The organism is Phreatobacter aquaticus (assembly GCF_005160265.1).
Lineage (GTDB): Bacteria > Pseudomonadota > Alphaproteobacteria > Rhizobiales > Phreatobacteraceae > Phreatobacter > Phreatobacter aquaticus.
The window spans coordinates 2,445,023-2,467,995 of record NZ_CP039865.1; the positions used below are offsets into that span (position 1 = coordinate 2,445,023).

The window sequence follows — 22,973 nt, forward strand, 5'->3', positions numbered from 1 at the left end:
CCCCGCTCAGGCGGCGTTGCGCTTCTGCATCTCACGCAGGATGACGAGGTGCTGGATGTCGTTGGTGCCCTCGTAGATGCGGGTGACGCGGGCATCGCGATAATGGCGCTCGACCGGGAAGTCGGCGAGATACCCGTAGCCGCCCATGGTCTGGATCGCTTCCGAACAGACCCATTCGGCCGCGTCGGACGCGACGAGCTTGGCCATGCAGGCCTCCATCAGGCAAGGCTGGCCGGCATCGGAGAGTGCGGCCGCATGCAGCACCATCTGACGGGCGCTCTCGATCCGCGTCGCCATGGCGGCAAGGCGGAAGCCGACCACCTGATGCTCGATGATCGGCTTGCCGAACACCACGCGGTCGCGGGCATAGTCGAGCGCCGCCTCATAGGCCGCGCGGCCGATGCCGACGGCCTGGGCGGCAATGCCGATGCGTCCGCCCTGCAGGTTGGAGAGTGCGATCCGGTAACCCTCGCCCTCGGCGCCGAGGCGGTTCGCCACCGGCACGCGCAGGTTCTCAAACGCGATCTGGCAGGTGTCGGAGGAGTGCTGGCCGAGTTTCTCCTCCTTGCGCACCACCACATAGCCCGGCGCCGGCAGCGGCACGATGAAGGCGGAAATGCCCTTGGTGCCGTCCTGTGGGCCGGTGCGGGCGAAGATCAGCGCGACATCGGCATTGCTGCCCGTGGTGATGAACTGCTTGGTGCCGTTCAGCACATAATGATCGCCGTCGCGCACCGCGCGGGTGGCCAGCGCGCCGGCATCCGAGCCTCCATGGGCTTCCGTCAGCAGGAAGGCGGAGATCATGCGCCCCTCGGCCATGGGCTTCAGGAACCGCTCCTTCTGCTCGTCGGTGCCGAACGTGACGAGCGGCATGCAGCCGACCGAATTGTGCCCGCTCATCACGGTGGATGTGCCGGCATCGCCGGCGGCGATCTCCTCCAGCGCCAGCGCGGTCGACACATAATCCGCACCAACACCGCCCCATTCCGCCGGCACATTCATGCCCATCAGGCCGAGGCTGCCCATTTCCCGGATTTCCGCCATCGGGAAATGGCTTTCGCGATCCCACCGGGCAGCGTTCGGTGCCAGCTTCTCGCGCGCGAACTGGCGCGCCATGTCGCGGATCATCGTCTGCTGCTCGGTGAGGATCATGGCGTTCGTCCCGGATGGTCTGTTCTAGTTCTGGAATTTGGCGAGATGGGCGCGGGCAATGACGATCTTCTGGACCTCGGTCGCGCCCTCGTAGATCCGCAGCGCGCGGATATCGCGATAGAGCTCCTCGACCTTCTCGCCCTTCTTCACGCCGAGGCCGCCGAAGATCTGGATCGCGCGGTCGATCACCTTCTGGGCGTTCTCGGTCGCCACCATCTTGGCGATCGCCGCCTCCTTGGTGATGCGCTCGCGGCCCTGATCCTTCTCCCAGGCTGCGCGGAAGATCAGCAGGGCGGAAGCTTCGAGCTCCGCGACGCTGTCGGCAAGCGAGGCCTGCGTGAGCTGGAGGTCGGCGAGCGGCGCGCCGAACATCTTGCGGCTGACCGCTCGCCGGCTCGCCTCATGCAGGGCGCGATTGCCCATGCCGAGAGCGGCCGCCGCAACGGTTGAGCGGAACACGTCGAGCGTCGCCATGGCGATGGCAAAGCCCTGGCCGGGGCGGCCCAGCAGGGCGTCCTCCGGCACGACACAATTGTCGAAGCCGAGGGTCGCCAGCGGATGCGGCGCGATGACCTCGATCCGCTCGATGACCGAGAGACCTGGCGTGTCGGCCGGCACGATGAAGGCCGAGATGCCGCGGGCGCCCGCGGCCTCGCCGGTGCGCGCGAACACCACGTAGCGGTCGGCAATGCCGCCATTGGAGATCCAGGTCTTGGTGCCATCCAGCCGCCAGCCACCGGCAACCTTCGTGGCCGTGGTGGAGAGGGCCGCGACATCCGACCCGGCATCGGGCTCGGACAGCGCGAAGCCTGAGATCGCCTTGCCGTCGCGCACCGAGGGGCAGGCGGCGGCCTTCTGCGCAGGTGTTCCGAACAGCGAGATCGGACCGGTGCCCAGCCCCTGCATGGCGAAGGCAAAGTCGGCGAGACCGTCGACATAGCCAAGCGTCGCGCGGGCGATGCAGAGCGTGCGCACGTCGAGGGCGGCGCGAAGGCCACCCTGATCGCCGGGCACGCAGGCCTTGAGGAAGCCAGCCTCGCCGAGCGCCGTCACCAGCCGGCGGCACGAGCCATCGACATCGTGATGGTCGACGAGGCCGGGGACCGTCGCCTCCGCCCATGTGCCAAGGCGGTCGGCGAAGGCGCGGTGGGCGTCATCGAAGAACGGCAGCGCAAGGAAATCAGCGGCAAGCATGGACGCTCTCCGCTGTTCGATGAGACGGGGCACGCATGATCAATTGCCCTCGAAGACCGGCTTCTGCTTGGCAACGAAGGCGTTGTAGGCGCGCCCGTAATCCTTGGTCTGCATGCAGATCGCCTGCGCCTGGGCCTCCGCCTCGATGGCGCTGTCGATGTCCATCGACCATTCCTGGTGGAGGCAAGTCTTGGTGATGCCGTGGGCGAAAGTCGGGCCGTCGGCCAGTTCCTTGGCGAGCGTCTGGGCCTCGGCCAGCACGTCGTCAGGCGAGACGACCTTGTTGAAGAAGCCCCACTTGTCGGCTTCCTCCGCCGACATCGAGCGTCCCGTGTAGAGCAGCTCGGAGGCCCGGCCCTGGCCGATGATGCGCGGCAGGATCGCGCAGGCGCCCATGTCGGCGCCGGCAAGGCCGACCCGCACGAACAGGAAGGCGGTCTTGGCGCGCGGCGTGCCGATGCGGAGATCAGAGGCCATGGCGACGATGGCGCCAGCGCCGGCGCAGATGCCGTCGACCGCCGCGATGATCGGCTGCGGGCAATGGCGCATCGCCTTGACGAGATCGCCGGTCATGCGGGTGAAGGCGAGCAGGCCCGGCATGTCGCCGGCTTCCTGCATGCGGACCAGCGGGCCGATGATCTCGTGGACGTCGCCGCCAGAGCAGAAATTGCCGCCAGCGCCGGTGACGACCACCGTCTTCACATCGGTCGCATAGACCAGCTTGAGGAACAGGTCGCGCAGTTCGGCATAGCTTTCGAAGGTCAGCGGATTCTTCCGCTCGGGCCGGTTCAGCGTGACGGTCCCGACCTTGCCGGCAACCTCCCACTTGAAATGGGTCGCCTTGTAATCAGCGGCTTTGAACGTCTGCACGGGGAAATCCTCTTGAACGATGATCGGGTCAGGCCATGGTCAGGCCGCCGGAGACGCTGAGCGTCTGTCCGGTGATGTAATCGGATTTATCGCTGGCGAAAAACAGGATCGCATTGGCGATATCCTCAGGTTTGCCGAAACGGCGGAACGGAATCGCACGTTTGAAGGCTTCGAGGTGGTTTTCCGGCAGCGCCATCAGCATCGGCGTTTCGGTCGGGCCGGGGCAGATGCAGTTCACATTGATCGAATAGCGCGCCATTTCGCGGGCAAGACCCTTCGAAAAGCTGATCAAACCGCCCTTGGCGCCGGAATAGACGGTCTCGCCGGACGAGCCGACGCGGCCGGCATCGCTGGCGACATTGACGATCTTGCCCGAGCGGCGGGCGATCATGGGATCGAGCAGGGCGCGGATCAGCTTGACCGGCCCCATCAGATTGACGTCGACGACCCGGTCCCAGAAGGCGCTGTCATTCTCGACGAAGGGCTGGCCCTTGCCGTAACCGGCGCCGTTGACCAGCACGTGAACCTCACCGCGGCCAAGCACGGCGGCGGCGAAAGCCGCAATCGACTCGTCGGAGGCGACGTCGAGGTGGAGGAAGGTCGCCTTCAGCCCTTCGGCGCGCATCTTGGCCGCCTGGGCCTCGCCCTTGTCGGCCGAGAGGTCGGCCAGCACAACGGCCGCGCCGGCACGCGCCAGAACTTCCGCGGTCGCGAGACCAATGCCCGATGCCGCTCCGGTGACGACGACGGTCTTGCCTTCGAGCCTCATGGGATCAGTCCTCTATCGGTCGAGAAATGCGGCGACCCGCCTGCGGGTGTCGCCGGTGTTGAGAAGCTTGTGGGTTTCGAGAAGCTCGATCTGCAGGCCTGAACCGAGTTCGGCATCGGCGGCCGAGAAGCAGCGCTTGCAGGCGGAAAGCGCCTTGGGCGACATGGTGGCCACTCGCTCGGCGAGCGCGAGCGTGAAGGCGGCGAGCTCTTCCGCCGGCACCGCCCACTGGACAAGGCCGAGACCGAGCGCCTCAGCGCCGGTGATCACCTCGGCGGTCAGGATCATCCGCCGCGCCACGCCCGGGCCGCAGAGCCTGGACATGCGCTGCGTGCCGCCGGCTCCCGGCAGCAGGCCGAGGCGGGTCTCGGGCAGGCCGAGCGGCGCGGTCTTCGCCGCCACCCGGAGATCGCAGGCGAGCGCCAGTTCGAAACCGCCGCCATGGGCCGCGCCGCCGATCTCGGCGATCACCACCTGGGATGCGCTTTCGATCCGGTCATAGAGCCGCTGGATGCGGCGGACAGTCTCGACCATCGCGTCGGGGCCATCGTCGGTCGCGAAGCACTCCCGCATCAGCTTGAGGTCGGCGCCGGCCGAGAAGGTGCGCTGCGACGAGCGCACCAGCAGCACGGTGATGTCCGGGCGCTGGTCGAGCTCGTCGAGCACGGCGTCGAAGCCGTCGATCCAGGCACGGTTGATGGCATTGACCGGCGCGCGCTCCATCGTGAGCACGAACACCGATCCCCTGGTCTCTGTTCTGAACATGGGTTCACCGAATGAATGATCATTCATTCTTCTGGAATATGGGACGCTGGTGCCTGCGTCAAGCGGCCGAATGGCGCATGGGTTGTCGTGGTCAGTGGCGGCGGGACGGGATGCCGCGCGCCCTGTGGCGAAGCGACGGGCGTGGCGGCCTCAGTGGCGGCGAGACGACCGGTTTGGGGCTCAGCGACCGGCGAGGTTGCGGCGCTGCCAGGCGGGGGCAGGGTGACGGGCGCTCTTGATCAGAGGGGCCAGCGACCAGGCTCATGGCAAGCGGACTGCCCAGCCTCGGCGAGCGGCCGATCCAGGTCTCAGTCCCGGGCCTTGGCCGGCGCTTTCGTCTTGCTGGCTCCCGCCTTGCCGGCCCTGGCCGCCGTCGCCCGGTGGGCGGCGAGGAACTGGCCGTACTGGATCAGGCCCTTCGGGGTCGCCATGGCATGGACGAAGAAATCGAAGCCCTGCTCGATATAGCCTTCGATCGTGGTGATCTGGCTGAGCCGCCAGTGCTTCAGCGCCCAGGTATGGGCATAGAGCACCAGCTGGTAGGTGACGAGATCGACATTGACCTCACGAAACACGCCGGCCGCCACGCAGTCGCGCAGGCGCTGCGCGATGAATTCGTTGGTCTCGAGCTCCAGCTGCTTGATCAGCTCGCGCTGCTCGCGCGGCAGCGATTTCGTCGAGCGATAGGCGAGAACGGCCGCGCTCCTGCGGTGATCGATGACCCGGCAGAAGGTTGCGAGCGACGACCACAAGGCTTCCAGCGGATCGCTGATCGTGGTGACCGAGAGCGGGATTTCCTGCTTGTACGATTCCAGCACGCTCATCAGCGAGAGCAGCAGGACGTCTTCCTTGGTCTGCGCATATTGGTAGATCAGGCCGATGCTAACGCCGGCCTTGCGCGCGATGTCCTGGATGGTCGTGCGATAATAGCCCTGATCGGAAAACAGCTCGACCGCCGCCGCGACGATCTGCTCACGCCTGCGCATGACCAGCTTCTCGTCGGTCACCTGGCTCTTGACGATCGTCTGATCAAAAGCCCTAGGGGGGGGTGTCAGAGGCTTCTTCATCGTCTTCCGATCTAGTTCGGCTCGATTGTCCCGTCGCCGGGACAGGCATCAACCTGTTGGATAAACCGGACGCAACCGTTTCCAAAGCCCGGTTGCGGTCAGAAGCAACCTTTTTCCGCAGCGCAATTCGCCCTGGACGAAAACGACCGAGCGCGTCACCCGCGTCACCGCGGCCGAGCACTCGATCAGATCGCCCGGCCTGGCGCCGTCGACGAAATCGCAAGTGAGGCTGATGGTGACCGCCATGCCACCGTCGATCGCCTCCATGACAGTCAGCCCCAGCGTCTGGTCCGCAAGGGCGGTGAGCACGCCGCCATGGATCGCGCCGCGGATATTGCTGTGCGCCTCGCCAGTCCTGAAGGCGAAGCCGGGGCCATTGGATCGCCTGTAGAGCGGCCCCAGGACCCGATCGAAATTGCCATCCAGCGCCGGTGTCGGCTCATAGCCTTCGGGAATGCCGGGTGGGACTGCGCTGGTCATCGGATCATGACGAAGGCTCGCGCCCACGCGCCGTGACCAGCACCACCTTGCCCAGCGCCTTGCGCGTGACGATCAGCTCCATGGCGTCTGCGATCTCCTCGATCGGCACCACCGCGCAGAGCGGCGGGTCGATACGGCCATCCGCCGCCATGGCGAACAGGTCCGCCTGCACCTCGCGCACCCGGTCCGGCATCCGCTCGAGATAGTCGCTCCAGTGAATACCGGTCACCGCGATATGCTTGACCAGAATGTAGTTCGCCCGCGCGCTCGGGATCTCGCCGCCCGCAAAGCCGACCACCACGAGCCGCCCATCCCAGGCAAGCGCCCTGAGGCAGGCCTCGAATCCGGGGCCGCCGACATTTTCGATCACCACGTCGGCGCCATGCCCGTCAGTTGCCGCCTGAACCTGCGCGCGCACGTTGTCGCGCAGGTTTGCGCCGCTCATGTCGATCACGGCATCGGCGCCCTGCGCCAGCACGAAGTCGCGCTTGTCGGGGCTGCCGATGCCGGCCAGCACCCGGCATCCCGCGGCCTTGGCGAGTTGCATGGCCGAGACGCCGATACCACCGCCGGCACCGGTTACCAGCACGGTCTCGCCGGGCTTCAGCCGGCCGCGATCAAAGAGTGCAAACCAGGACGTCTGATAGGTCAGTCCCAGGGCGGCGGCCCTGGTCATCGAAAGGCCGGCGGGCATCGGATAGCAATGCTCGGCGGACACCCGGACGGTCTCGGCGAAGGCACCGTTCTCCAGCTGGCCGACGACGCGGTCCCCCGCCTTGAAGCGCGTGACGCCTTCGCCAACGGCCGCGACGATCCCGGCGAATTCCTTGCCCGGTACGAAGGGAAGAGGCGGCAGGGTCTGATACTTGCCGGCGGCGACCAGCACGTCGGGGAAATTGAGGCCGACAGCATGGACGTCGACCGTCACCTCGCCCGGTGACGGCTCCGGCCTCGGCCAGTCGCGGAACACCAGGGCCTCCGGCGGGCCGAACCGCTCGACCACCACTGCTTTCACGGCGTGCTCCTTCCGGCTGCCGCCCTGCTCACTCGCCGGGCTTCATCGTCTTGGCCATCTCGCGCAGGCGGAATTTCTGGATCTTGCCGCTGGCGGTGCGCGGCAGCTCGCTCAGCACTTCCAGCCGTTCAGGCAGATAGTTCTTGGTGATGTGCTGGCTCGACAGGAAGGCCGTCACGTCGCCGAGCGTCACCTTTGTGCCGGGCCGGGTGGTGACAAAGGCGCAGGCGCGCTCGCCGAGGCGATCATCCGGCATGGCGACGATGGCGACATCGTTGATATCGGGGTGCTTGTAGACCAGGCCCTCGATCTCGACGACCGGGATGTTCTCGCCGCCGCGAATGATGATGTCCTTGGCCCGGCCGGTGATGCGGACATAGCCTTCGGCGTCGATGCGCGCGAGATCGCCCGTGTCGAACCAGCCTTCGGCATCCACCGCATTGAGATCCGGCCGCTTCAGATAGCCGACGAAATTGCTGCAGCCCTTGACCTGCAGGCGGCCCTCCTCGCCGGCGGCCAGCGGCTTGTCGGCTGGGTCGACGACGCGCACCGCCATGCCCGGCAGCGGGCAGCCATCGGTCTCGAAGGCCTTTTCCGGTGGATCTTCCGGTTTGGTGACGGTCACCGCGCCGTTCTCCGTCATGCCCCAACCGGACGCGATGGTGGCGCCCATATGGTCGGTGGCGCGCCGCACGAGCACGCGCGGGATCGGCGCGCCGGCCGCCAGGAACACCCGGAGCGAGCGGAAGGCCTCGGGCCTCGCCTCCGCCTCGTCGGTGAGGTCGGCGAGGAATGGCGTCGAGGCCATGGTGAAGGTCGGCCGCTCGGCTGCGAACAGGTCGGCGGCCACCTTGCGGTTCCAGATATCCTGCAGCACCACGTGGCAGCCGAGCACGATCGGCATCATCAGCCCGTACATGAAGCCGGTCTGGTGGGCGAGCGGGGAGGCCATGAACACGATGTCCTGGCCCGACAGGTGCAGCCGCTCGATATAGGGGCCGAGATTGCTGATCTGGGTGTTGGACGTGTGCATCACGCCCTTGGGCTCACCGGTCGTGCCGGAGGTGTAGAGCACCTGGATGATGTCGTCCGGCTTCGGCCGGCGCGCGGCGAACAGCGCTGTGGCCGCCGTCTGGTCGACCGGCTTGTCGTGGAGGCGCTCGAACGCTGCATCACCCTCGCCGCCGATCACCAGGGCATGAGCGAGATGGGGCAGCACATCGCGCATGCCGGCGATCATCGCGCCATGGTCGAAGTCGCGGAAGACCTGCGGCGTCACCACCACCTTGGAGCGGGCGTGGTTGAGCATGAATTCCAACTCGCGGCGCCGCAGGATCGGCATGATCGGATTGGTGATCGCGCCGATGCGCAGGCAGGCGAGATGCAGCGCGACGAACTGCCACCAGTTGGGCAACTGGTAGGAGACGACATCGCCGACCTCGACCCCAAGACCCGCGAGGTTGACCGCGATGCGCGTCACCCGCTCGTCGAGTTCGCCATAGGTGAGGCGCGTCTGGCTCGCCTGGGTCACGTCATGGGCGACGATCGCCAGGGCGCCCGGCTGCTCCTTCACCCGATGGTCGAAATCGTCGAGCAGGGTCCGGTTCTTCCAGAATCCAGCCTTCACCATGGCGTCGCGGCGCGCGGCAAACCCATCCATATGCATGGTCCACTCCCTCGGGCGGTCGTTTCCGGGCGACGCCCTTGAGGCGCCGCGCATTTTGATGTCCGGCGGTCGTGTCGCCGCCGGTTGTCAGGTCACGTCAGAGCGGTGAGCTTTCCGGGAACACCGGCTTGCGCTTCTCGACATGGGAGGCGAGGCCCTCCTTCACGTCGGGGCCGGTGAAGCCCATGAATTCCAGCGCCAGCGAGGCGTCGAAGGTCGGGCCCATCTGGCGCAGCCAGTTGTTCAGCGCATATTTGGTCCAGCGGATGGCGTTCGGCGCGCCCTCGGCGAGACGGGTCGCGATCTCGATCGACTTGGCGTCGAGGTCGGCATCGTCAACCGCCAGCGAGACCAGACCGATGCGCTCGGCCTCGGCGCCCGAGACCGGGTCGCACAGCAGCAGGTAATATTTGGCCTTGGCCATGCCGCAGAGCAGCGGCCAGATGATCGCCGCATGGTCGCCGGCTGCAACGCCGAGCCGGGTATGGCCGTCGATCAGCCGGGCGTCCTTGGTGACGATGGAGATGTCGGCAAGCAGGCCGCAGACGAGGCCTGCGCCGACCGCCGGTCCGCGAATGGCGCTGATGATCGGCTTGGAGCAATTGATCACGTTGTAGACGATGTCGCGCGCTTCCTTCCAGTTGCGGGCGCGCGTCTCGAAATCGTTGATGATCTTCTCGATCATCTTGAAGTCGCCGCCGGCCGAGAAGGCCTTGCCGTGACCGGTCAGGATCGCCGCCGAGACGGTCGGATCCTTGTCGATGTCCTGCCAGATAGTGGCGAGTTCGCCATGCATGATCTCGTCGGCGGAGTTCAGCCGTTCCGGATTGTACATGGTCACGCGCAGCACACGCGGGTGCGGCCGGTCGAACTTCAGGCGCTGGTACTTGGCATAGGGATCGGCAGGAGCTTGGGACATGGCTGGGCTTCCTCTCATTCCATTGGCATCGCCGCCGGATCAGACGGCGACGTGTTTCTTCAGGCTTTCCCTGGACAGGCCCTCGAGCCGGCCTTCCTCGACCACGGCGCCCTTGGACATGACGTAGTATCGCTCGGCCACACGGTGAACGAGGCTGAAGTTCTGCTCGATCAGCAGGATCGAGGTCTCGCCGGCGGCAAGGCCGACCAGCGTTTCGCCGAGCTCGTCGACGATGACCGGCGCCAGTCCCTCGCTCGGTTCGTCGAGCACCAGGAGATCGGGATTGGCCATCAGCGCCCGGCCGATGGCCAGCATCTGCTGCTGGCCGCCGCTCATCGCGGTGCCCGGCGTGTCGGCCCGCTCGCGCAGGATCGGGAAGAGCTCGCAGACCGTCTCGAACGACCAGCGCCCGCTGCGGCCGACAGCCGCGCCGAGCAGCAGGTTCTCGCGCACCGTCAGGCCCGGCACGATCCGCCGGCCCTGCGGCACGACCGCGATGCCGGCGCGCGCGGCGGTGAAATGGCGGATCGCCGACGCCGTTTGACCGGCAAAGGCAATGGTGCCCTTGCGCAGCCGGGCGATCCCGAGGCAGGCATTGACCACGGTGGTCTTGCCGACGCCGTTGCGGCCGAGGATCGCGACCCGCTCGCCGCGTGCGACGCTGATCGAGATATCGTGGAGCACCTGGGCCTCGCCGTAGGAGGCATGGACGCCGTCGAGCCGGAGCAGGGTCATGTGATGCTGGTCCCGAGATAGGCGCGCACCACCTCCTGGTTGGCGCGGATTTCCTCGCCCGGACCGTCGGCCAGGATCTTGCCGAGATGCAGCACGGTGATGCGATCCGAGATCGAGAAGATGACGTCCATGTCGTGCTCGACGATCAGCACGGTGACGCCCCAGCTGGTGGCGAGTTCACGCAGGAGCCGGGCCAACACCAGGGACTCGCTGATCGACAGGCCGGCGGCGGGCTCGTCGAGGAGCAGCACCGAGGGCTTGCCGACGAGGGCAAGGGCCAGGTCGAGACGGCGCTGGTCGCCATAGGAAATGTCGGCGGCGCGCCGGTCGGCGAGGGCTGACAGCCCAAGCGCCTTGATCACCTCCTCGGTATTGTCGGTCTCCGCCGCGCTGGCGGCGAGGCTGATCTGCTCGCGCACTTCGAGGTCGGCAAAGATATTGGTCTTCTGGAACGAGCGGGCGAGGCCGACACGGCGCCGTGCCCGGGCGGACAAGCCACTGATATCGCGCCCCTGGAAGCGCACGGTGCCGACCGTCGTGCCGCCGCCGCGACCGCAGAGCGCGTCCATCAGCGTCGACTTGCCGGCGCCATTGGGGCCGATCAGTCCGCGGATCTCGCCGGGGACCAGCGCGATGGAGACCTTGTCGACCGCGACAAAGCCGCCATAGCGGCGCGTCATGTCGATGCCTTCGAGAGCAAAGCCGCTCATCGGGCCTTCCCCTTCAGTTTGGCGACCATGCTGGACAGGAGGCCGCTGACGCCATGGGGCAGCAGGACCGTGACGACGATCAGCGTCACGCCGATGATCGCCGGCCAGTGCTCGGTGAGGTCGCCGGCCGCATCCTTGAACATGAAGAAGATCACCGAGCCGAGGGCAGGGCCCCAGATGGCCCGCGCGCCGCCGATCACCGCCATGACCAGCGCCTCGCCCGACAGCGACCAGTGCAGGACACCCGGCGTGACGAAGGCGTTGTAGAGCACGAACAACACGCCGCCGATGGCGCCGACGGCGGCCGACACGCCATAGATGATGGCGCGCGGCACCACGGTCTCGAAGCCGATATAGCGGGCCCGCTCCTCGTTCTCGCGAATGGCGATGGTCAGCAGCCCGAAGCGCGAGCGCGCGATCAGCCAGAGGCCGCCGATGATCAGCACCAGCACGATCCAGCAGACGACGAACATGGTGGCGGGCTGCTGGAACACGGCGATGTCCATCCCGAACAGCGTGGATGGCAGGCGCACCGCCATGCCGTCGTCGCCATTGGCGAGGTCGCGCCAGCGCAGGAAGATCTCGTGGAACGACTGGGCGACGGCCAGCGTCAGCATGGAGAAGGCGAGGGGCGGCAGCCGGACGATGCCGAGGCCGGCGACGAAGGCGAGGATCGACGGCAGGACGATCGCGAGGATGATGGCGAGTTCGGTCGGCATCAGGCCGAACTTGCCGTTGAGCGCGACCCCATAGGCCGCCAGTCCATAGAAGGCGGCATGGCCGAAGCTGGTCAGGCCGTTCTGGCGGATCATGAAACCGATGCCCGTGGCCAGCACCGCGCTGATCACCGCCTGGGTCATCAGGGTGAGCGCCAGCTGCGACGACACCAGGACCGGCACGAGCAGCCCGAGCCCGAGGGCGCAGGCGATGACAACGGCCGCCAGTGGCAGCGGTGACCGCGATGCCGGACGAGGCGAAGCCGCGTTGGTTTCGACGGAGGGCATGGTCATTTTCCGGCTCCGGCAAGGCCTTGCGGACGCAGGGTCAGCACGAGCGCCATGATGGCCAGCGGCAGCATCGAGGCGAGTTCGGGGACGAAGACGATGCCGAGATTGTGCACCTGGCCGATCAGCAGGGCTGCGATGAACACGCCGGTGAAGCTGGTGAGGCCTCCGGTGACCACGACCACGAAACAGTCGATGATGATGTAGCCGCCCATGGACGACGACAGCGCGAGCAGCGGCCCGGCGATCGTGCCGGAGAGGCCGGCAAGGCCAGTGCCGATGGCGACCACCAGAGCGCTGAGCCGGTCCGTATCGACGCCCTGCATGCCCGTGGTGACCGGATCGACGCTGGAGGCGCGGACATAGAGGCCGACCCGGCTGGAGCGCAGCCAGATCGCAAGGCCGGCGGCGACGGCCAGGGCGACAGCGATCACGAACAGCCGATAGACCGGGAAGGTCGCGCCGAACATCGGCACGACACCGGAGAGGATCTGCGGCGGCGCGACGGTGAGGAAGTCCTTGCCCCAGATGGTGCGAACGAGATCCTCGACGACGAACAACAGGCCGAATGTCACCAGAAGCGTGACGATCGCGTCCTCATGGGCCAATGGCCGGAACACGAAGCGGTCGAGCAGCACGCCAAGGGCTGCCAGCGCGACCACCGAGACGACCATGCCGGTCCAGAAGCCGAGATAGGCGGCGACCGCGTAGGAAATGTAGGCGCCCAGCATGAACAGGCCGCCATGGGCGAAATTGGTCACGCGGCGCAGGCCGAAGATCAGCACCAGTCCGACGGACAGCAGGTAGAGAAAGCTGCCATAGACCAAGCCATTGATGATCTGGATCATGCCAGTCGCATCCGGGTCAACGGGGCGCGGGGAGCGAACGTCGCGCCGTAGGCGATCTCGGTGCGGGCCGGGCCGCTCAATCCTGCCATGACGTCCTTCCCTTCTGCATGACGCGTTGCGATCGCGTCGTTGCTGAATGAATATTCATTCAGTTTGCGTCTGTCAATGACCGGGCCTCGTTCGCGGGTAGGGGAGCGAAGGGTAGGTCCAAGCCGCGCGGCGGGACAATCCGCCGATTGGGAGTGTTGCGGGATGCGGGGGCAACCGTGTGCCTTGCTCTCGCCAGACGGGTCCGGCCGCGCCCGAAGCGCGACCGGACAGCATGGTCGGGATCAGAGGCGGCAGGTGCCGTCGGGCTTCGGCGTGGCGACGTCCGCCGGAACGGTCATGTTGATGACCGGGCGGAGCGCCCCATTGGCCATCGCGACCTGGCCGAAATAGTTCGGCCCGATCAGCTGATGGTCTTCCTTGCGCATCATCTGCGAGCCGAGGATCGTGTCGAAGCTGGCGCCTTCCATGGCCTTGGCGATGTCGGCCGGCTTGACGCTGTTGGCCTTCTTCACTGCCTGGAAGATCACCTGCATGCCGATATAGGTCTCGCCTTCGAAATTGGTCGGCAAGCTGCCCGGATATTTGACCGCCCAGTCGGCGACGAACTTCTTGTTCGACGGCGTATCCAGCGTCGCGCTGTAGTTGATGATGGTGTGGATGCCCTTCACCGTCTCGCCCAGCACCTTCACCGTGCCGTCCGTGGTGAAGCTGGTGCCGCCGGTGACGACCTTCTCGAACAGGCCGAACTGCTTGGCCTGCGTGGCGAAATTGATGGCATCGCGGCCAGCGAGCGCCACCCAAAGGGCCTGGGCACCGGAATCGGCGACTTTCTGGATATGGGCGGCGTAGTCATTGCTGCCGAAGGCCGGATAGTTTTCCGAGACGATGGTCTTGCCGGTGGCTTCCGAGGCCTTCTTGAAGCTCGCGCCGGAATTGCGGCCCCAGGCGATATCGGCCGCGACGACGGCCCATTTGGTTTCCGGTCGCGTGGCAAGCCAGGGCTGCACCACGGCGGCATCGGAATAATCGGGGCGGTTCACGCGGAACATGCGGCCCTGGCACTGCTTGCCGGTGATGTCGTCCGCCTTGTTGATGGTCGCGACATAGATCGCGTTCCAGCGCGCCAGCATCGGGCCCATGGCAAGAGCCTCGCCGGACGCGATGGAGCCGGTCAGCACGTTGAAGCCGGCCAGCGCCAGCTTCTCGCCCTGCTGGCGGGCAAGCTCGGGCTTGGCCTCGGTATCGAGGAAGCGGACCTCGACCTTGTGGCCGTTGACGCCGCCGGCGGCATTGGCCTCGGCGACGGCGAATTCGATGGCGCGCTTGGCCTCGTCGCCGAGCTGGGCATAGGTGCCGGTCAGTGCCGTGGGCACGCCGATCTTCAGCGGCTCCTTGGTCTGGGCATGGGCCGTACCAGCTCCGGCGAGCACAACGCTCGACGCGCCGATCAGAAGCGTCCTTCTTGTCGTCTGCATGGGTCGTTCCTCCATTGGTCTTTTTAAGAATGAATGTTCATTCATTCATCCATCGGGTGACCGGCAATTGTCAAGCGAGCGAAGGATGGAGGGGACGGTTAAGATGGCCGGCCGGCGCGGCGAGCATCCGCCGGGAACGAACAGGTGTCGCGAGGACAGGTCCGCCCGCCCCCTGGCTTCGCTGGATTGTTGACAATCGACAATCTGCGCTTTTGACTGTCCGACGACAGAGCTTCAGCCGAGGCCGGACGGAGGGTCCCATGAGCATCGATCGACGGATATTTGCCGCATCCCTTGTTGTCTCGGCGGGAGCCACACTCGTCGCCCCAGCTATCGCGCAAGGCGCGGGCACCCTGGACGAGGTCAAGCGCCGCGGCTCGCTCAGGGTCGGCGTGACCCAGGCGCCCCCCTGGTATTCCAAGGATCCCCGCACCGGCGAATGGTCGTCCGGTGTCGGCGTCTCGGTCGGCAAGGCCATGGCAACAGCGCTCGGCGTCCGCTTCGAACCGGTCGAGGTCACCTGGGGCACGGCGATCGCGGCCCTCCAGGCCAACCGCATCGACATCATGTATGTGCTCGACGCGACGCCTGAACGCGCCCAGGCGGTCGACTTCCCGGCATCGCCTCTGCTCTACTATTCCCTCGCGGTGCTGGCCAAGGATGAGCTCGCCGTGCGCAACTGGGAGGACCTGAACAAGCCGGAGGTCCGGATCGCCGTGCCGCAGGCGACCAGCATGGACGCCTTCCTCACCGCCAATGTCGCGAAGGCCACCATCCAGCGCTTTCCCGGCAATACCGAGGCCATCGCCGCTTTCCAGTCGGGCCGGGTCGAAGCGGTCTGCCTGTTCCATCCCCCGCTGATCGCAGCCCGCCAGCGCCTCGGCGCAGGCAAGATCGTCGTGCCTCAGCCGACCCGGTCCAACCCGTCCAGCGCGGCCGTCCGCAAGGGCGACACCGCCTTCGTTGCCTGGGTGGACGAGCAGATCAGTGGCTATTACCGCAGCCGCCAGATCCAGACCTGGTACGAGGAATTCCTCACCAGCTTCGGCCTCGACCCCAAGGCGGCCCCACCGATCATCAAGGAAATGCTCGGCTGACGCGGCTCCCGTGTACCGCTGGGACTTCACGCCGATCTGGGCGCATGGTGACCTGCTGCTGGCAGGCCTTGGCAATACGCTTGTCCTGACAGGCGTGGCGCTGGCCGGCGGTCTGCCGGTCGGCCTCGCGCTGGCGCTGGCGCGCCTGTCCGGCAATCGCCTCATGGCGGCCCCGGCCGGGCTCGTCATCGAGGTGTTCCGCACGACGCCTCCGCTCGTCCAGCTGTTCTGGTTCTATTTCGGGCTGCCGATCATCCTGAAGGTCGAGATGACGCCCTATCTCGCCGCGGCTCTCACCTTCACGATCCAGTCCGGGGCCTTCTTCGCCGAAATTTTTCGCGCCGGCATCGTCTCGGTCGACAAGGGGCAGAGTGAGGCGGCCCGCGCCATCGGCATGAGCAAGGCGCAGGCGATGCGGCGCATCATCCTGCCCCAGGCGGTGAAGCGCATGTTCCCCGCCATGATGGAGCGCTCGATCGAGCTGATGAAGACGACCACTCTCGTCGCCACCGTCTCCTATGCCGACCTCCTCTATCAGGCGAACGAACTGGCCCAGAAGACCTTCCGTCCCCTCGAGGTCTTCACCGCGGCGGCGCTCCTCTATTTCGTCACCATCACGCTGGTGAGCGCACTGGGCGCGCTGGTCGAGCGGCGCATGGCGCAAAGCGGCGAGATGGCGCGATGACCTATCGCTGGGACTTCACGCCGCTCATCGACAATTGGCAGGCGCTGGCCATGGGCGCCATCGGCACTCTGCGGCTTTTCGCCATCTGCCTGGTGATCGGCCTCGGTTTCGGCCTGGTCGTGGCGCTGGCGCGGCGGTCCCGCTGGCGGATGGCGCGATGGGTGTCCATCGGCTTCATCGAGTTCTTCCGGAACACGCCGGTCCTCGTGCAGATCCTGTGGTTCTATTTCGCCCTGCCAATGCTGGTTCCGGTCGAGATCACGCCCTTCGCGGCGGCCATTCTTGGCATTTCGCTGAACTCGGCCGCCTATTCGGCAGAAATCTACCGCGCCGGCATCCAGTCGATCGAGCCGGGCCAATGGGAGGCGGCGCGCGCCATCGGCATGTCCGGCCTGCAGACGCTCCGGCGGATCGTCCTGCCGCAGGCGCTGAGGCGGGTGCTGCCGGCCCTGACCAACCGCGGCATCGAGATCTTCAAGATGACGACGCTGGCCTCGGTGGTCGCCTATATCGAGCTCCTGCACCAGGGCAAACTCATCGCCTCGCTGAACTTCAATCCGCTGGAGGTCTACACCGTCATCGGCGCCCTCTTCTTCCTCTTCCTCTACCCGCTGGTGCGCGCGACCTATGCGCTCGAGCGGCGGCTCGCACGGAGCGACTGAGCCATGGACACGCCTCTCCTCCGGCTCGCGGGCCTCGACAAGCGTTTCGGCGACAAGGCCGTCTTCTCCGGCGTCGATCTCGACGTGAAGCGTGGCGACCGCATCGCCCTCATCGGCGCATCGGGGTCGGGCAAGTCCACGCTGCTGCGTTGCATCAACTTTCTCGAACGACCCGACGCCGGCCGCGTGATCCTGAACGGCGAGCCGGTCGGTACGGAGCGCCAGCGCTCCGGCGGCACCGAGATCCGCTACGACGAGGCAAGCCTCAACCGGCTGCGTCAGCGCGTCGGCATGGTGTTCCAGCAATTCAACCTGTTCCCCCACATGACGGCGCTCGGCAATGTCATGGAAGGGCTCGTCACGGTGAAGCGCATGGCGAGCGGGCCGGCCGCCGAGCGCGCCCTCGCCGAACTCGCCCGCGTCGGTCTCGCCGACAAGGCCGAGGCCTATCCGGCGCATCTGTCCGGCGGGCAGAAGCAGCGCGTCGCGATTGCGCGGGCTCTGGCCATGGAGCCGGAGATCCTCTTGTTCGACGAGCCGACGTCTGCGCTCGACCCGGCGCTCGTCGGCGAGGTTCTGGACACGATCCAGGCGCTTGCCGCCGAAGGGCGCACCATGATCCTCGTCACCCACGAGATCGGCTTCGCCTATCACATGGCGACCCGCGTCCTCTTCCTCGCCGAGGGCGGCATCTACGAACAGGGAACGCCGGACGAGGTGCTGAAGGCGCCGCGCCGGCCTCTGACCCAGGACTTCATCGCCGGCCATCGCCGGTTCAGCTTCTGACGGAACAGTGCCATGACCAGCGCAGCGACTTCCACCGCGGGCAGTGCCCAGGGCTATCTCGACGATCCGCGCAACGAGGCGGTTCTCGTCTATGTCGACGGCGCCTTCGTTCCGCGCCATGAAGCCCGTGTCTCGGTCTTCGACAGCGGCTTCGTGCTGGGCGACGGCGTCTGGGAGGGCCTCCGGCTCAAGAACGGCCGGCTGATCCAGCTCGACGCCCATCTCGACCGGCTCTTCGAGGGCGCCAATTCCATCGCCCTCGACATCGGCCTCGACCGTGACGGGGTTGCCGCCGCGGTGAACGAGACCCTGGCGCGCAATGGCATGACCGATGGCGCCCATGTGCGTCTCATGGTGAGCCGTGGCATCAAGAAGACGGTCAACCAGGACCCGCGCTTCGTCATCGGCAAGGCGACCATCGTCATCGTCGCCGAATACAAGACGCCGCGCCCGGAATCGAAGGCCCGCGGCCTGTCCCTCTTCACCTCCGCCTTCCGGACAAGCACGCCGGATGTCTTCGACCTGCGCCTCAACTCGCACAGCCGCCTCAACCTGATCCAGGCGCTGATCCAGGCCATCAATGCTGGCGCCGACGAAGCCCTGATGCTCGACCCGCAGGGCTTCGTCGCCAGCTGCAACTCCACCAACTTCTTCATCGTGCGCCGCGGCACGCTGTGGACCTCCACCGGCGCCTTCTGCTTCAAGGGCCTCACCCGCCAGGCCGTGCTGGATGCATGGCGCGCCGCGGGACTGCCCGCCGAGGAACGTCCCTTCACGCTCGCCGAGGTCTATGCCGCGGACGAGGCCTTCATTACCGGAACGCTCGGCGGCGTCACGCCGGTGACGAAAATTGACGGACGGGTGATTGGCACCGGCACGCCCGGAGCGATGACCAAGCTCGCCTCCGAGCACTACCAGGCCTGGGTCGCCCGATGAGCCGCGCGGCGGGCCTCGCCATGGAAACGGGCGTCGCGCCGCTCCGGCGCGCGACCTTCCGCGACCTGGTCGCCGAGCGCTTGCGCCAGGCCATTATCGACGGCTCCATCGCGCCGGGCAGCACGGTGACGGAACAGCAGCTCGCGGCCGAGTTCGGGGTCAGCCGCGGCCCCTTGCGTGAGGCAATGGGCCAACTCGTCGAGGAGGGTCTCCTCGTCTCGGTGCCCTATACCGCCACCCGCGTCATGTCGCTGTCGCGCCACGACGTCGGTGAGATCTATTCCTTGCGCACCGCGATGGAGCGCCTTGCCTTCGCGCAGATCTGGGACCATCGGACCGAGGCCTTTGCCGCGACCCTCAGGGCACGGCACGAAGCCCTGCTGGCGGCGCTGCCCAGCGGCGACGGCTTCGCCACGTCGCAGGCCGAGGTGCGGCTCCACGCAACCGTCTACGAATTCTGCGGTCACAAGCTGCTTCTGGAGGCCTGGAACCGGATTGCGCCCCGTCTCCATCTCTACCTCGCGGTCCATCAGAAAGCCCATGGCCGCTCCGGTCCGCTCGACGATGCCCACCGCGCCTATGTCGATCTCGCGACCGGCGACCGGCTCGACCTGATGCTGGCGGAACTCGACCATCACATGCAGCGCGGCCTCGACCATCTGCAGGACTATGTGGCGCGCATCGTCGCCGCCGGAGACTGAACGGCATCGGCAGGTCGGACCCTGCCTGAGCATCGCCACCCGGGACGTCGGGTGCGCCCTCAGCTAACCCACGGACATGTCGCGACAAAACAAAAGCCCGGCTGAACGGCCGGGCTTTGTCAAGACGGGCTGGTGGAGCTGAGCGGAATCGAACCGCTGGCCTCTGCAGTGCGATTGCAGCGCTCTCCCATCTGAGCTACAGCCCCCGCCCGGAGCGGCCTTTTAGGGTCTGGGCCTCCGGCGTGTCAAGCGTGGCGGCAGCTGATCCACCGCGCAACCGGCGTGCCACCATGCGGTCACGTCGCGTGGTTCCTCAGGCGTTTGAGGCGACATGCGGGGCGCGGCGTCCGCCCCGCAAACCCTCACATGTTCTGCCCGTGGCAATGCTTGAACTTCTTGCCAGAGCCACAGGGGCAGAGTTCGTTGCGGCCGACCTTGCCCCAGGTGCGCGGATCGTTCGGATCGCGCTCCGGATTGGGTTCGGCAGCAGTCGCTGAAAAGCCCGGCGAGGCCGCGCCGAGAGCGGCGAATTCGTCCATCCCGGTCAGCGGGTCCACATGATGGGCGCTCATCGGCGGCAGGTCCGGCATCGGCGGCGGCTCCTGCAGTTCGACCAGGGCCAGCTGCTGGGTCGTCATCTCGCGCAGCCGGTCCATCAGGCTCTCGAACAGCTGGAACGCTTCCGACTTGAACTCGTTCAGCGGATCGCGCTGGGCATAGCCGCGCAGGCCCACCACCTGCCGGAGATGGTCGAGCTGCACGATATGTTCGCGCCACAGGTGGTCGAGCACCTGCATCACGATCGCCTTCTCGATCTGGCGCATGATGTCCGGGCCGAAGCGAGCGGCCTTCGAGGCCATCATCTCATTGGCCGCCCTGGAGACGCGCTCGATCACTTCCTCGTCGGCAATGCCCTCTTCCTTCGCCCACTCGGTCACCGGCAGGTCGAGGTTGAGGACGCGGTAAATCTCGTCCTTGAGCGTCTGGGTGTCCCACTGCTCGGCATAGGCATCCGGCGGGATATGGGCGTGCACCAGGGTCTCGACGACGCCATGGCGCATGTCGCCGACCATCTCGGAGAGGTCGGCCTGGCTCATCAGGTCGATGCGCTGCTCGAAGATCACCTTGCGCTGGTCATTGGCGACGTCGTCATATTTGAGGACGTTCTTGCGCATGTCGAAATTGCGCGCCTCGACCTTCTGCTGCGCCTTTTCCAGCGCCCGGTTGATCCAGGGATGGACGATCGCCTCGCCCTCCTTGAGGCCGAGCTTGGTCAGCATGCCCTCCATCCGGTCCGACCCGAAGATGCGCATCAGGTCGTCCTGCAGGGACAGGTAGAACTTGGATCGGCCAGGATCGCCCTGGCGGCCGGAACGGCCGCGCAGCTGGTTGTCGATGCGGCGGCTCTCGTGGCGTTCGGTGCCGATGATGTAGAGGCCGCCTGCGGCAAGCGCGCGCTGCTTCAGCTCGCCCACCTGCACGCGGATGGCCTCGGCCTTGGCCTCCTTCTCGGGGCCGTCCTCCATGTCGGCGAGCTCGACCGAGATGCGCATGTCGGCATTGCCGCCAAGCTGGATGTCGGTGCCGCGCCCCGCCATGTTGGTGGCAATCGTGATCGCGCCGGGAACGCCGGCCTGGGAGACGATGAACGCTTCCTGCTCGTGATAGCGGGCGTTCAGCACGGCGAAGACCTGCACGGCCTTGGCCTGGTCGGCGTCATAGAGCGGCGCGAAGGCTGCCGGGTCCTCCAGGTCGACCTGGATGAAGCCGTGGGCCTTGAGCATCTCGGCCAGCGTCTCGGACTTCTCGATTGAGGTCGTGCCGACCAGCACGGGCTGGCCCTTGGCGCGGGCGGCCTCAACCTCGGCGATGATCGCCTGATACTTGTCGGGAACCGACTTGTAGACCTCGTCGTCCTCGTCCAGACGCGCGATGCCGCGGTTGGTCGGGATCTCGACGACTTCGAGCTTGTAGATGTCCATGAACTCGTCGGCCTCGGTATTGGCCGTGCCGGTCATGCCGGCAAGCTTGCCGTACATGCGGAAATAGTTCTGGAACGTGATCGAGGCGAGCGTCTGGTTCTCCGGCTGGACCTGGACGCGCTCCTTGGCCTCCAGCGCCTGATGCAGGCCTTCCGAATAGCGGCGGCCCGGCATCATGCGGCCGGTGAACTCGTCGATGATGACGACCTCGCCGTTGCGGACGATATAGTCCTTGTCGCGCTGGAACAGCTTGTGGGCCTTCAGCGCCTGGTTGACGTGGTGGACGGTCGAGACGTTCTCCACGTCATAGAGCTCGCCCTTCAGGATGCCGGCTTCGCCCAGCACCTTCTCGAGCTTCTCGTTGCCGCTCTCGGTCAGCGAGCTTGTGCGCTGCTTCTCGTCGATCTCGTAATCTTCCTTGGCGAGCATCGGGATGAACCGGTCGATGGTCGCGTAGAAGTCGGAACGATCGTCGAGCGGGCCGGAAATGATCAGCGGCGTGCGCGCCTCGTCGATCAGGATGGAGTCCACCTCGTCGACGATGGCGTAGGCGTGCCCGCGCTGAACCATCTCCTCGACGGAGTACTTCATGTTGTCGCGCAGGTAGTCGAAGCCGTACTCGTTGTTGGTGCCGTAGGTGATGTCGCAGGCATAGGCCGCGTGCCGCTGGGCATCGTCCATGCCGTGCACGATCGTGCCGGTGGTCATGCCGAGGAAGCCGAAGACGCGGCCCATCCACTCGGCGTCGCGCTTGGCGAGATAGTCGTTGACGGTGACGACGTGGACGCCCTTGCCGGGCAATGCGTTGAGATAGCACGCAAGGGTTGCAACTAGCGTCTTGCCCTCGCCGGTCTTCATCTCGGCGATCGCGCCCTCGTGCAGCACGATGCCGCCGATCAGCTGGACGTCGTAATGGCGCTGCTTCAGCACGCGGCGGGCGGCCTCGCGCACGGTTGCGAAGGCCGGCACCAGCAGGTCGTCGACGGTCTTGCCGGCGGCGAGCTCGGCACGGAATGTATCGGTGCGGGCGCGCAACGCCTCGTCGGACAGCTTCTCCATGTCCGGCTCAAGCGCATTGATGGCGTCAATCCGGGGCCGGTAGCCCTTGATCCGGCGGTCATTGCCGTTGCCGAAGAGTTTGCGGGCGAGCGCACCGAGCATGATCGTTCCTTCGCTTGAGGCCGCGCCTGACAGGGGACCGGTTGAGCAGATGGGTCGCACCCAACTGCCGATCGGTTCATGTCACCGGCCTCACAAGGCAGGTTGAGGGGCCACCCAGGGCGGTCCCGTCTTCATTCCCGAGCAGGGAATCCCGGACGAGGGGCGATCCCACCCATTCACCAAGACGTGCGGTAGATATGGACGGTGGAAAGGGTTGTCAATTCAGCGCGAACCGGGCATTCC

22 protein-coding genes and 1 tRNA gene are annotated in these 22,973 nt (G+C 66.4%); 6 read left to right on the forward strand and 17 right to left on the reverse strand.

Annotation, left to right across the window (positions count from 1 at the left end):
* Positions 1 to 6: 6 nt before the first annotated feature.
* The 15 genes from E8L99_RS11430 to E8L99_RS11500 all read right to left on the reverse strand — a co-directional run bounded on the left by E8L99_RS11430 (position 7) and on the right by E8L99_RS11500 (position 14,720).
* Positions 7 to 1,152: an acyl-CoA dehydrogenase family protein gene (locus E8L99_RS11430; RefSeq protein ID WP_137099651.1), complete on the reverse strand. Its 1,146-nt coding sequence runs from the start codon at positions 1,150 to 1,152 to the stop codon at positions 7 to 9.
* Between the two features lie 24 nt (positions 1,153 to 1,176).
* Entirely contained in the window at positions 1,177 to 2,346 is a 1,170-nt protein-coding gene (locus tag E8L99_RS11435) for an acyl-CoA dehydrogenase family protein (protein WP_137099652.1), read from the reverse strand.
* A 39-nt stretch (positions 2,347 to 2,385) separates the two neighbouring features.
* Positions 2,386 to 3,216: an enoyl-CoA hydratase family protein gene (locus E8L99_RS11440; RefSeq protein WP_252511344.1), complete on the reverse strand. Its 831-nt coding sequence runs from the start codon at positions 3,214 to 3,216 to the stop codon at positions 2,386 to 2,388.
* 28 nt (positions 3,217 to 3,244) lie between these two features.
* Positions 3,245 to 3,985, reverse strand: coding sequence for an SDR family NAD(P)-dependent oxidoreductase (locus tag E8L99_RS11445; RefSeq protein WP_137099654.1), 741 nt, complete (start codon positions 3,983 to 3,985; stop codon positions 3,245 to 3,247).
* 12 nt (positions 3,986 to 3,997) lie between these two features.
* Entirely contained in the window at positions 3,998 to 4,750 is a 753-nt protein-coding gene (locus tag E8L99_RS11450; protein WP_137099655.1) for an enoyl-CoA hydratase/isomerase family protein, read from the reverse strand.
* A 308-nt stretch (positions 4,751 to 5,058) separates the two neighbouring features.
* Entirely contained in the window at positions 5,059 to 5,757 is a 699-nt protein-coding gene (locus tag E8L99_RS11455) for a TetR/AcrR family transcriptional regulator (protein WP_215907074.1), read from the reverse strand.
* Positions 5,758 to 5,865: 108 nt separating this feature from the next.
* A complete protein-coding gene (locus tag E8L99_RS11460) occupies positions 5,866 to 6,297 on the reverse strand; it encodes a PaaI family thioesterase (protein ID WP_137099657.1) in 432 nt (143 codons plus the stop codon).
* Positions 6,298 to 6,301: 4 nt separating this feature from the next.
* Positions 6,302 to 7,312: an NADPH:quinone oxidoreductase family protein gene (locus E8L99_RS11465; RefSeq protein ID WP_137099658.1), complete on the reverse strand. Its 1,011-nt coding sequence runs from the start codon at positions 7,310 to 7,312 to the stop codon at positions 6,302 to 6,304.
* Between the two features lie 28 nt (positions 7,313 to 7,340).
* Entirely contained in the window at positions 7,341 to 8,978 is a 1,638-nt protein-coding gene (locus E8L99_RS11470; protein ID WP_137099659.1) for an AMP-binding protein, read from the reverse strand.
* Between the two features lie 97 nt (positions 8,979 to 9,075).
* Positions 9,076 to 9,897, reverse strand: a complete 822-nt coding sequence (locus tag E8L99_RS11475) for an enoyl-CoA hydratase/isomerase family protein (RefSeq protein ID WP_137099660.1) — start codon at positions 9,895 to 9,897, stop codon at positions 9,076 to 9,078.
* Positions 9,898 to 9,936: 39 nt separating this feature from the next.
* A complete protein-coding gene (locus tag E8L99_RS11480; RefSeq protein WP_137099661.1) occupies positions 9,937 to 10,632 on the reverse strand; it encodes an ABC transporter ATP-binding protein in 696 nt (231 codons plus the stop codon).
* Positions 10,629 to 11,342: an ABC transporter ATP-binding protein gene (locus tag E8L99_RS11485; protein ID WP_137099662.1), complete on the reverse strand. Its 714-nt coding sequence runs from the start codon at positions 11,340 to 11,342 to the stop codon at positions 10,629 to 10,631. Before E8L99_RS11485 ends, E8L99_RS11480 begins: the two co-directional genes overlap by 4 nt.
* Positions 11,339 to 12,352 carry a branched-chain amino acid ABC transporter permease gene (locus E8L99_RS11490; RefSeq protein ID WP_137099663.1) on the reverse strand — a complete coding sequence of 338 codons (1,014 nt, stop codon included), beginning with the start codon at positions 12,350 to 12,352 and terminating at the stop codon, positions 11,339 to 11,341. The genes E8L99_RS11485 and E8L99_RS11490 overlap by 4 nt, the downstream gene beginning before the upstream one ends.
* Positions 12,349 to 13,194 (reverse strand): branched-chain amino acid ABC transporter permease, encoded by an 846-nt coding sequence (locus E8L99_RS11495; RefSeq protein WP_137099664.1) that lies wholly within the window; start codon positions 13,192 to 13,194, stop codon positions 12,349 to 12,351. Before E8L99_RS11495 ends, E8L99_RS11490 begins: the two co-directional genes overlap by 4 nt.
* A gap of 332 nt (positions 13,195 to 13,526) precedes the next feature.
* Positions 13,527 to 14,720 (reverse strand): ABC transporter substrate-binding protein, encoded by a 1,194-nt coding sequence (locus tag E8L99_RS11500; RefSeq protein ID WP_168201652.1) that lies wholly within the window; start codon positions 14,718 to 14,720, stop codon positions 13,527 to 13,529.
* A gap of 260 nt (positions 14,721 to 14,980) precedes the next feature.
* Here E8L99_RS11500 and E8L99_RS11505 point away from each other — a divergent pair, with 260 nt between their 5' ends.
* The 6 genes from E8L99_RS11505 to E8L99_RS11530 are packed head-to-tail and all read left to right on the forward strand — an operon-like array spanning position 14,981 to position 19,587.
* A complete protein-coding gene (locus E8L99_RS11505; RefSeq protein ID WP_137099666.1) occupies positions 14,981 to 15,817 on the forward strand; it encodes a transporter substrate-binding domain-containing protein in 837 nt (278 codons plus the stop codon).
* 10 nt (positions 15,818 to 15,827) lie between these two features.
* Positions 15,828 to 16,502 carry an amino acid ABC transporter permease gene (locus E8L99_RS11510; RefSeq protein ID WP_137099667.1) on the forward strand — a complete coding sequence of 225 codons (675 nt, stop codon included), beginning with the start codon at positions 15,828 to 15,830 and terminating at the stop codon, positions 16,500 to 16,502.
* Positions 16,499 to 17,164: an amino acid ABC transporter permease gene (locus E8L99_RS11515; protein ID WP_137099668.1), complete on the forward strand. Its 666-nt coding sequence runs from the start codon at positions 16,499 to 16,501 to the stop codon at positions 17,162 to 17,164. The genes E8L99_RS11510 and E8L99_RS11515 overlap by 4 nt, the downstream gene beginning before the upstream one ends.
* A 3-nt stretch (positions 17,165 to 17,167) precedes the next feature.
* Positions 17,168 to 17,950, forward strand: a complete 783-nt coding sequence (locus E8L99_RS11520; protein ID WP_137099669.1) for an amino acid ABC transporter ATP-binding protein — start codon at positions 17,168 to 17,170, stop codon at positions 17,948 to 17,950.
* Positions 17,951 to 17,962: 12 nt separating this feature from the next.
* On the forward strand, positions 17,963 to 18,886 hold the full coding sequence (locus tag E8L99_RS11525; RefSeq protein WP_137099670.1) for an aminotransferase class IV: 924 nt from the start codon (positions 17,963 to 17,965) through the stop codon (positions 18,884 to 18,886).
* Positions 18,883 to 19,587: a GntR family transcriptional regulator gene (locus E8L99_RS11530; protein WP_215907075.1), complete on the forward strand. Its 705-nt coding sequence runs from the start codon at positions 18,883 to 18,885 to the stop codon at positions 19,585 to 19,587. Before E8L99_RS11525 ends, E8L99_RS11530 begins: the two co-directional genes overlap by 4 nt.
* Positions 19,588 to 19,717: 130 nt before the next feature.
* On the opposite strand, the gene E8L99_RS11535 is transcribed toward E8L99_RS11530, so the two are convergent.
* Together E8L99_RS11535 and secA are read right to left on the reverse strand one after the other, a co-directional pair.
* Positions 19,718 to 19,793: transfer RNA gene (locus tag E8L99_RS11535), tRNA-Ala, on the reverse strand.
* A gap of 156 nt (positions 19,794 to 19,949) precedes the next feature.
* Entirely contained in the window at positions 19,950 to 22,730 is a 2,781-nt protein-coding gene (secA, locus tag E8L99_RS11540; protein ID WP_137099671.1) for a preprotein translocase subunit SecA, read from the reverse strand.
* Positions 22,731 to 22,973 lie beyond the last annotated feature (243 nt).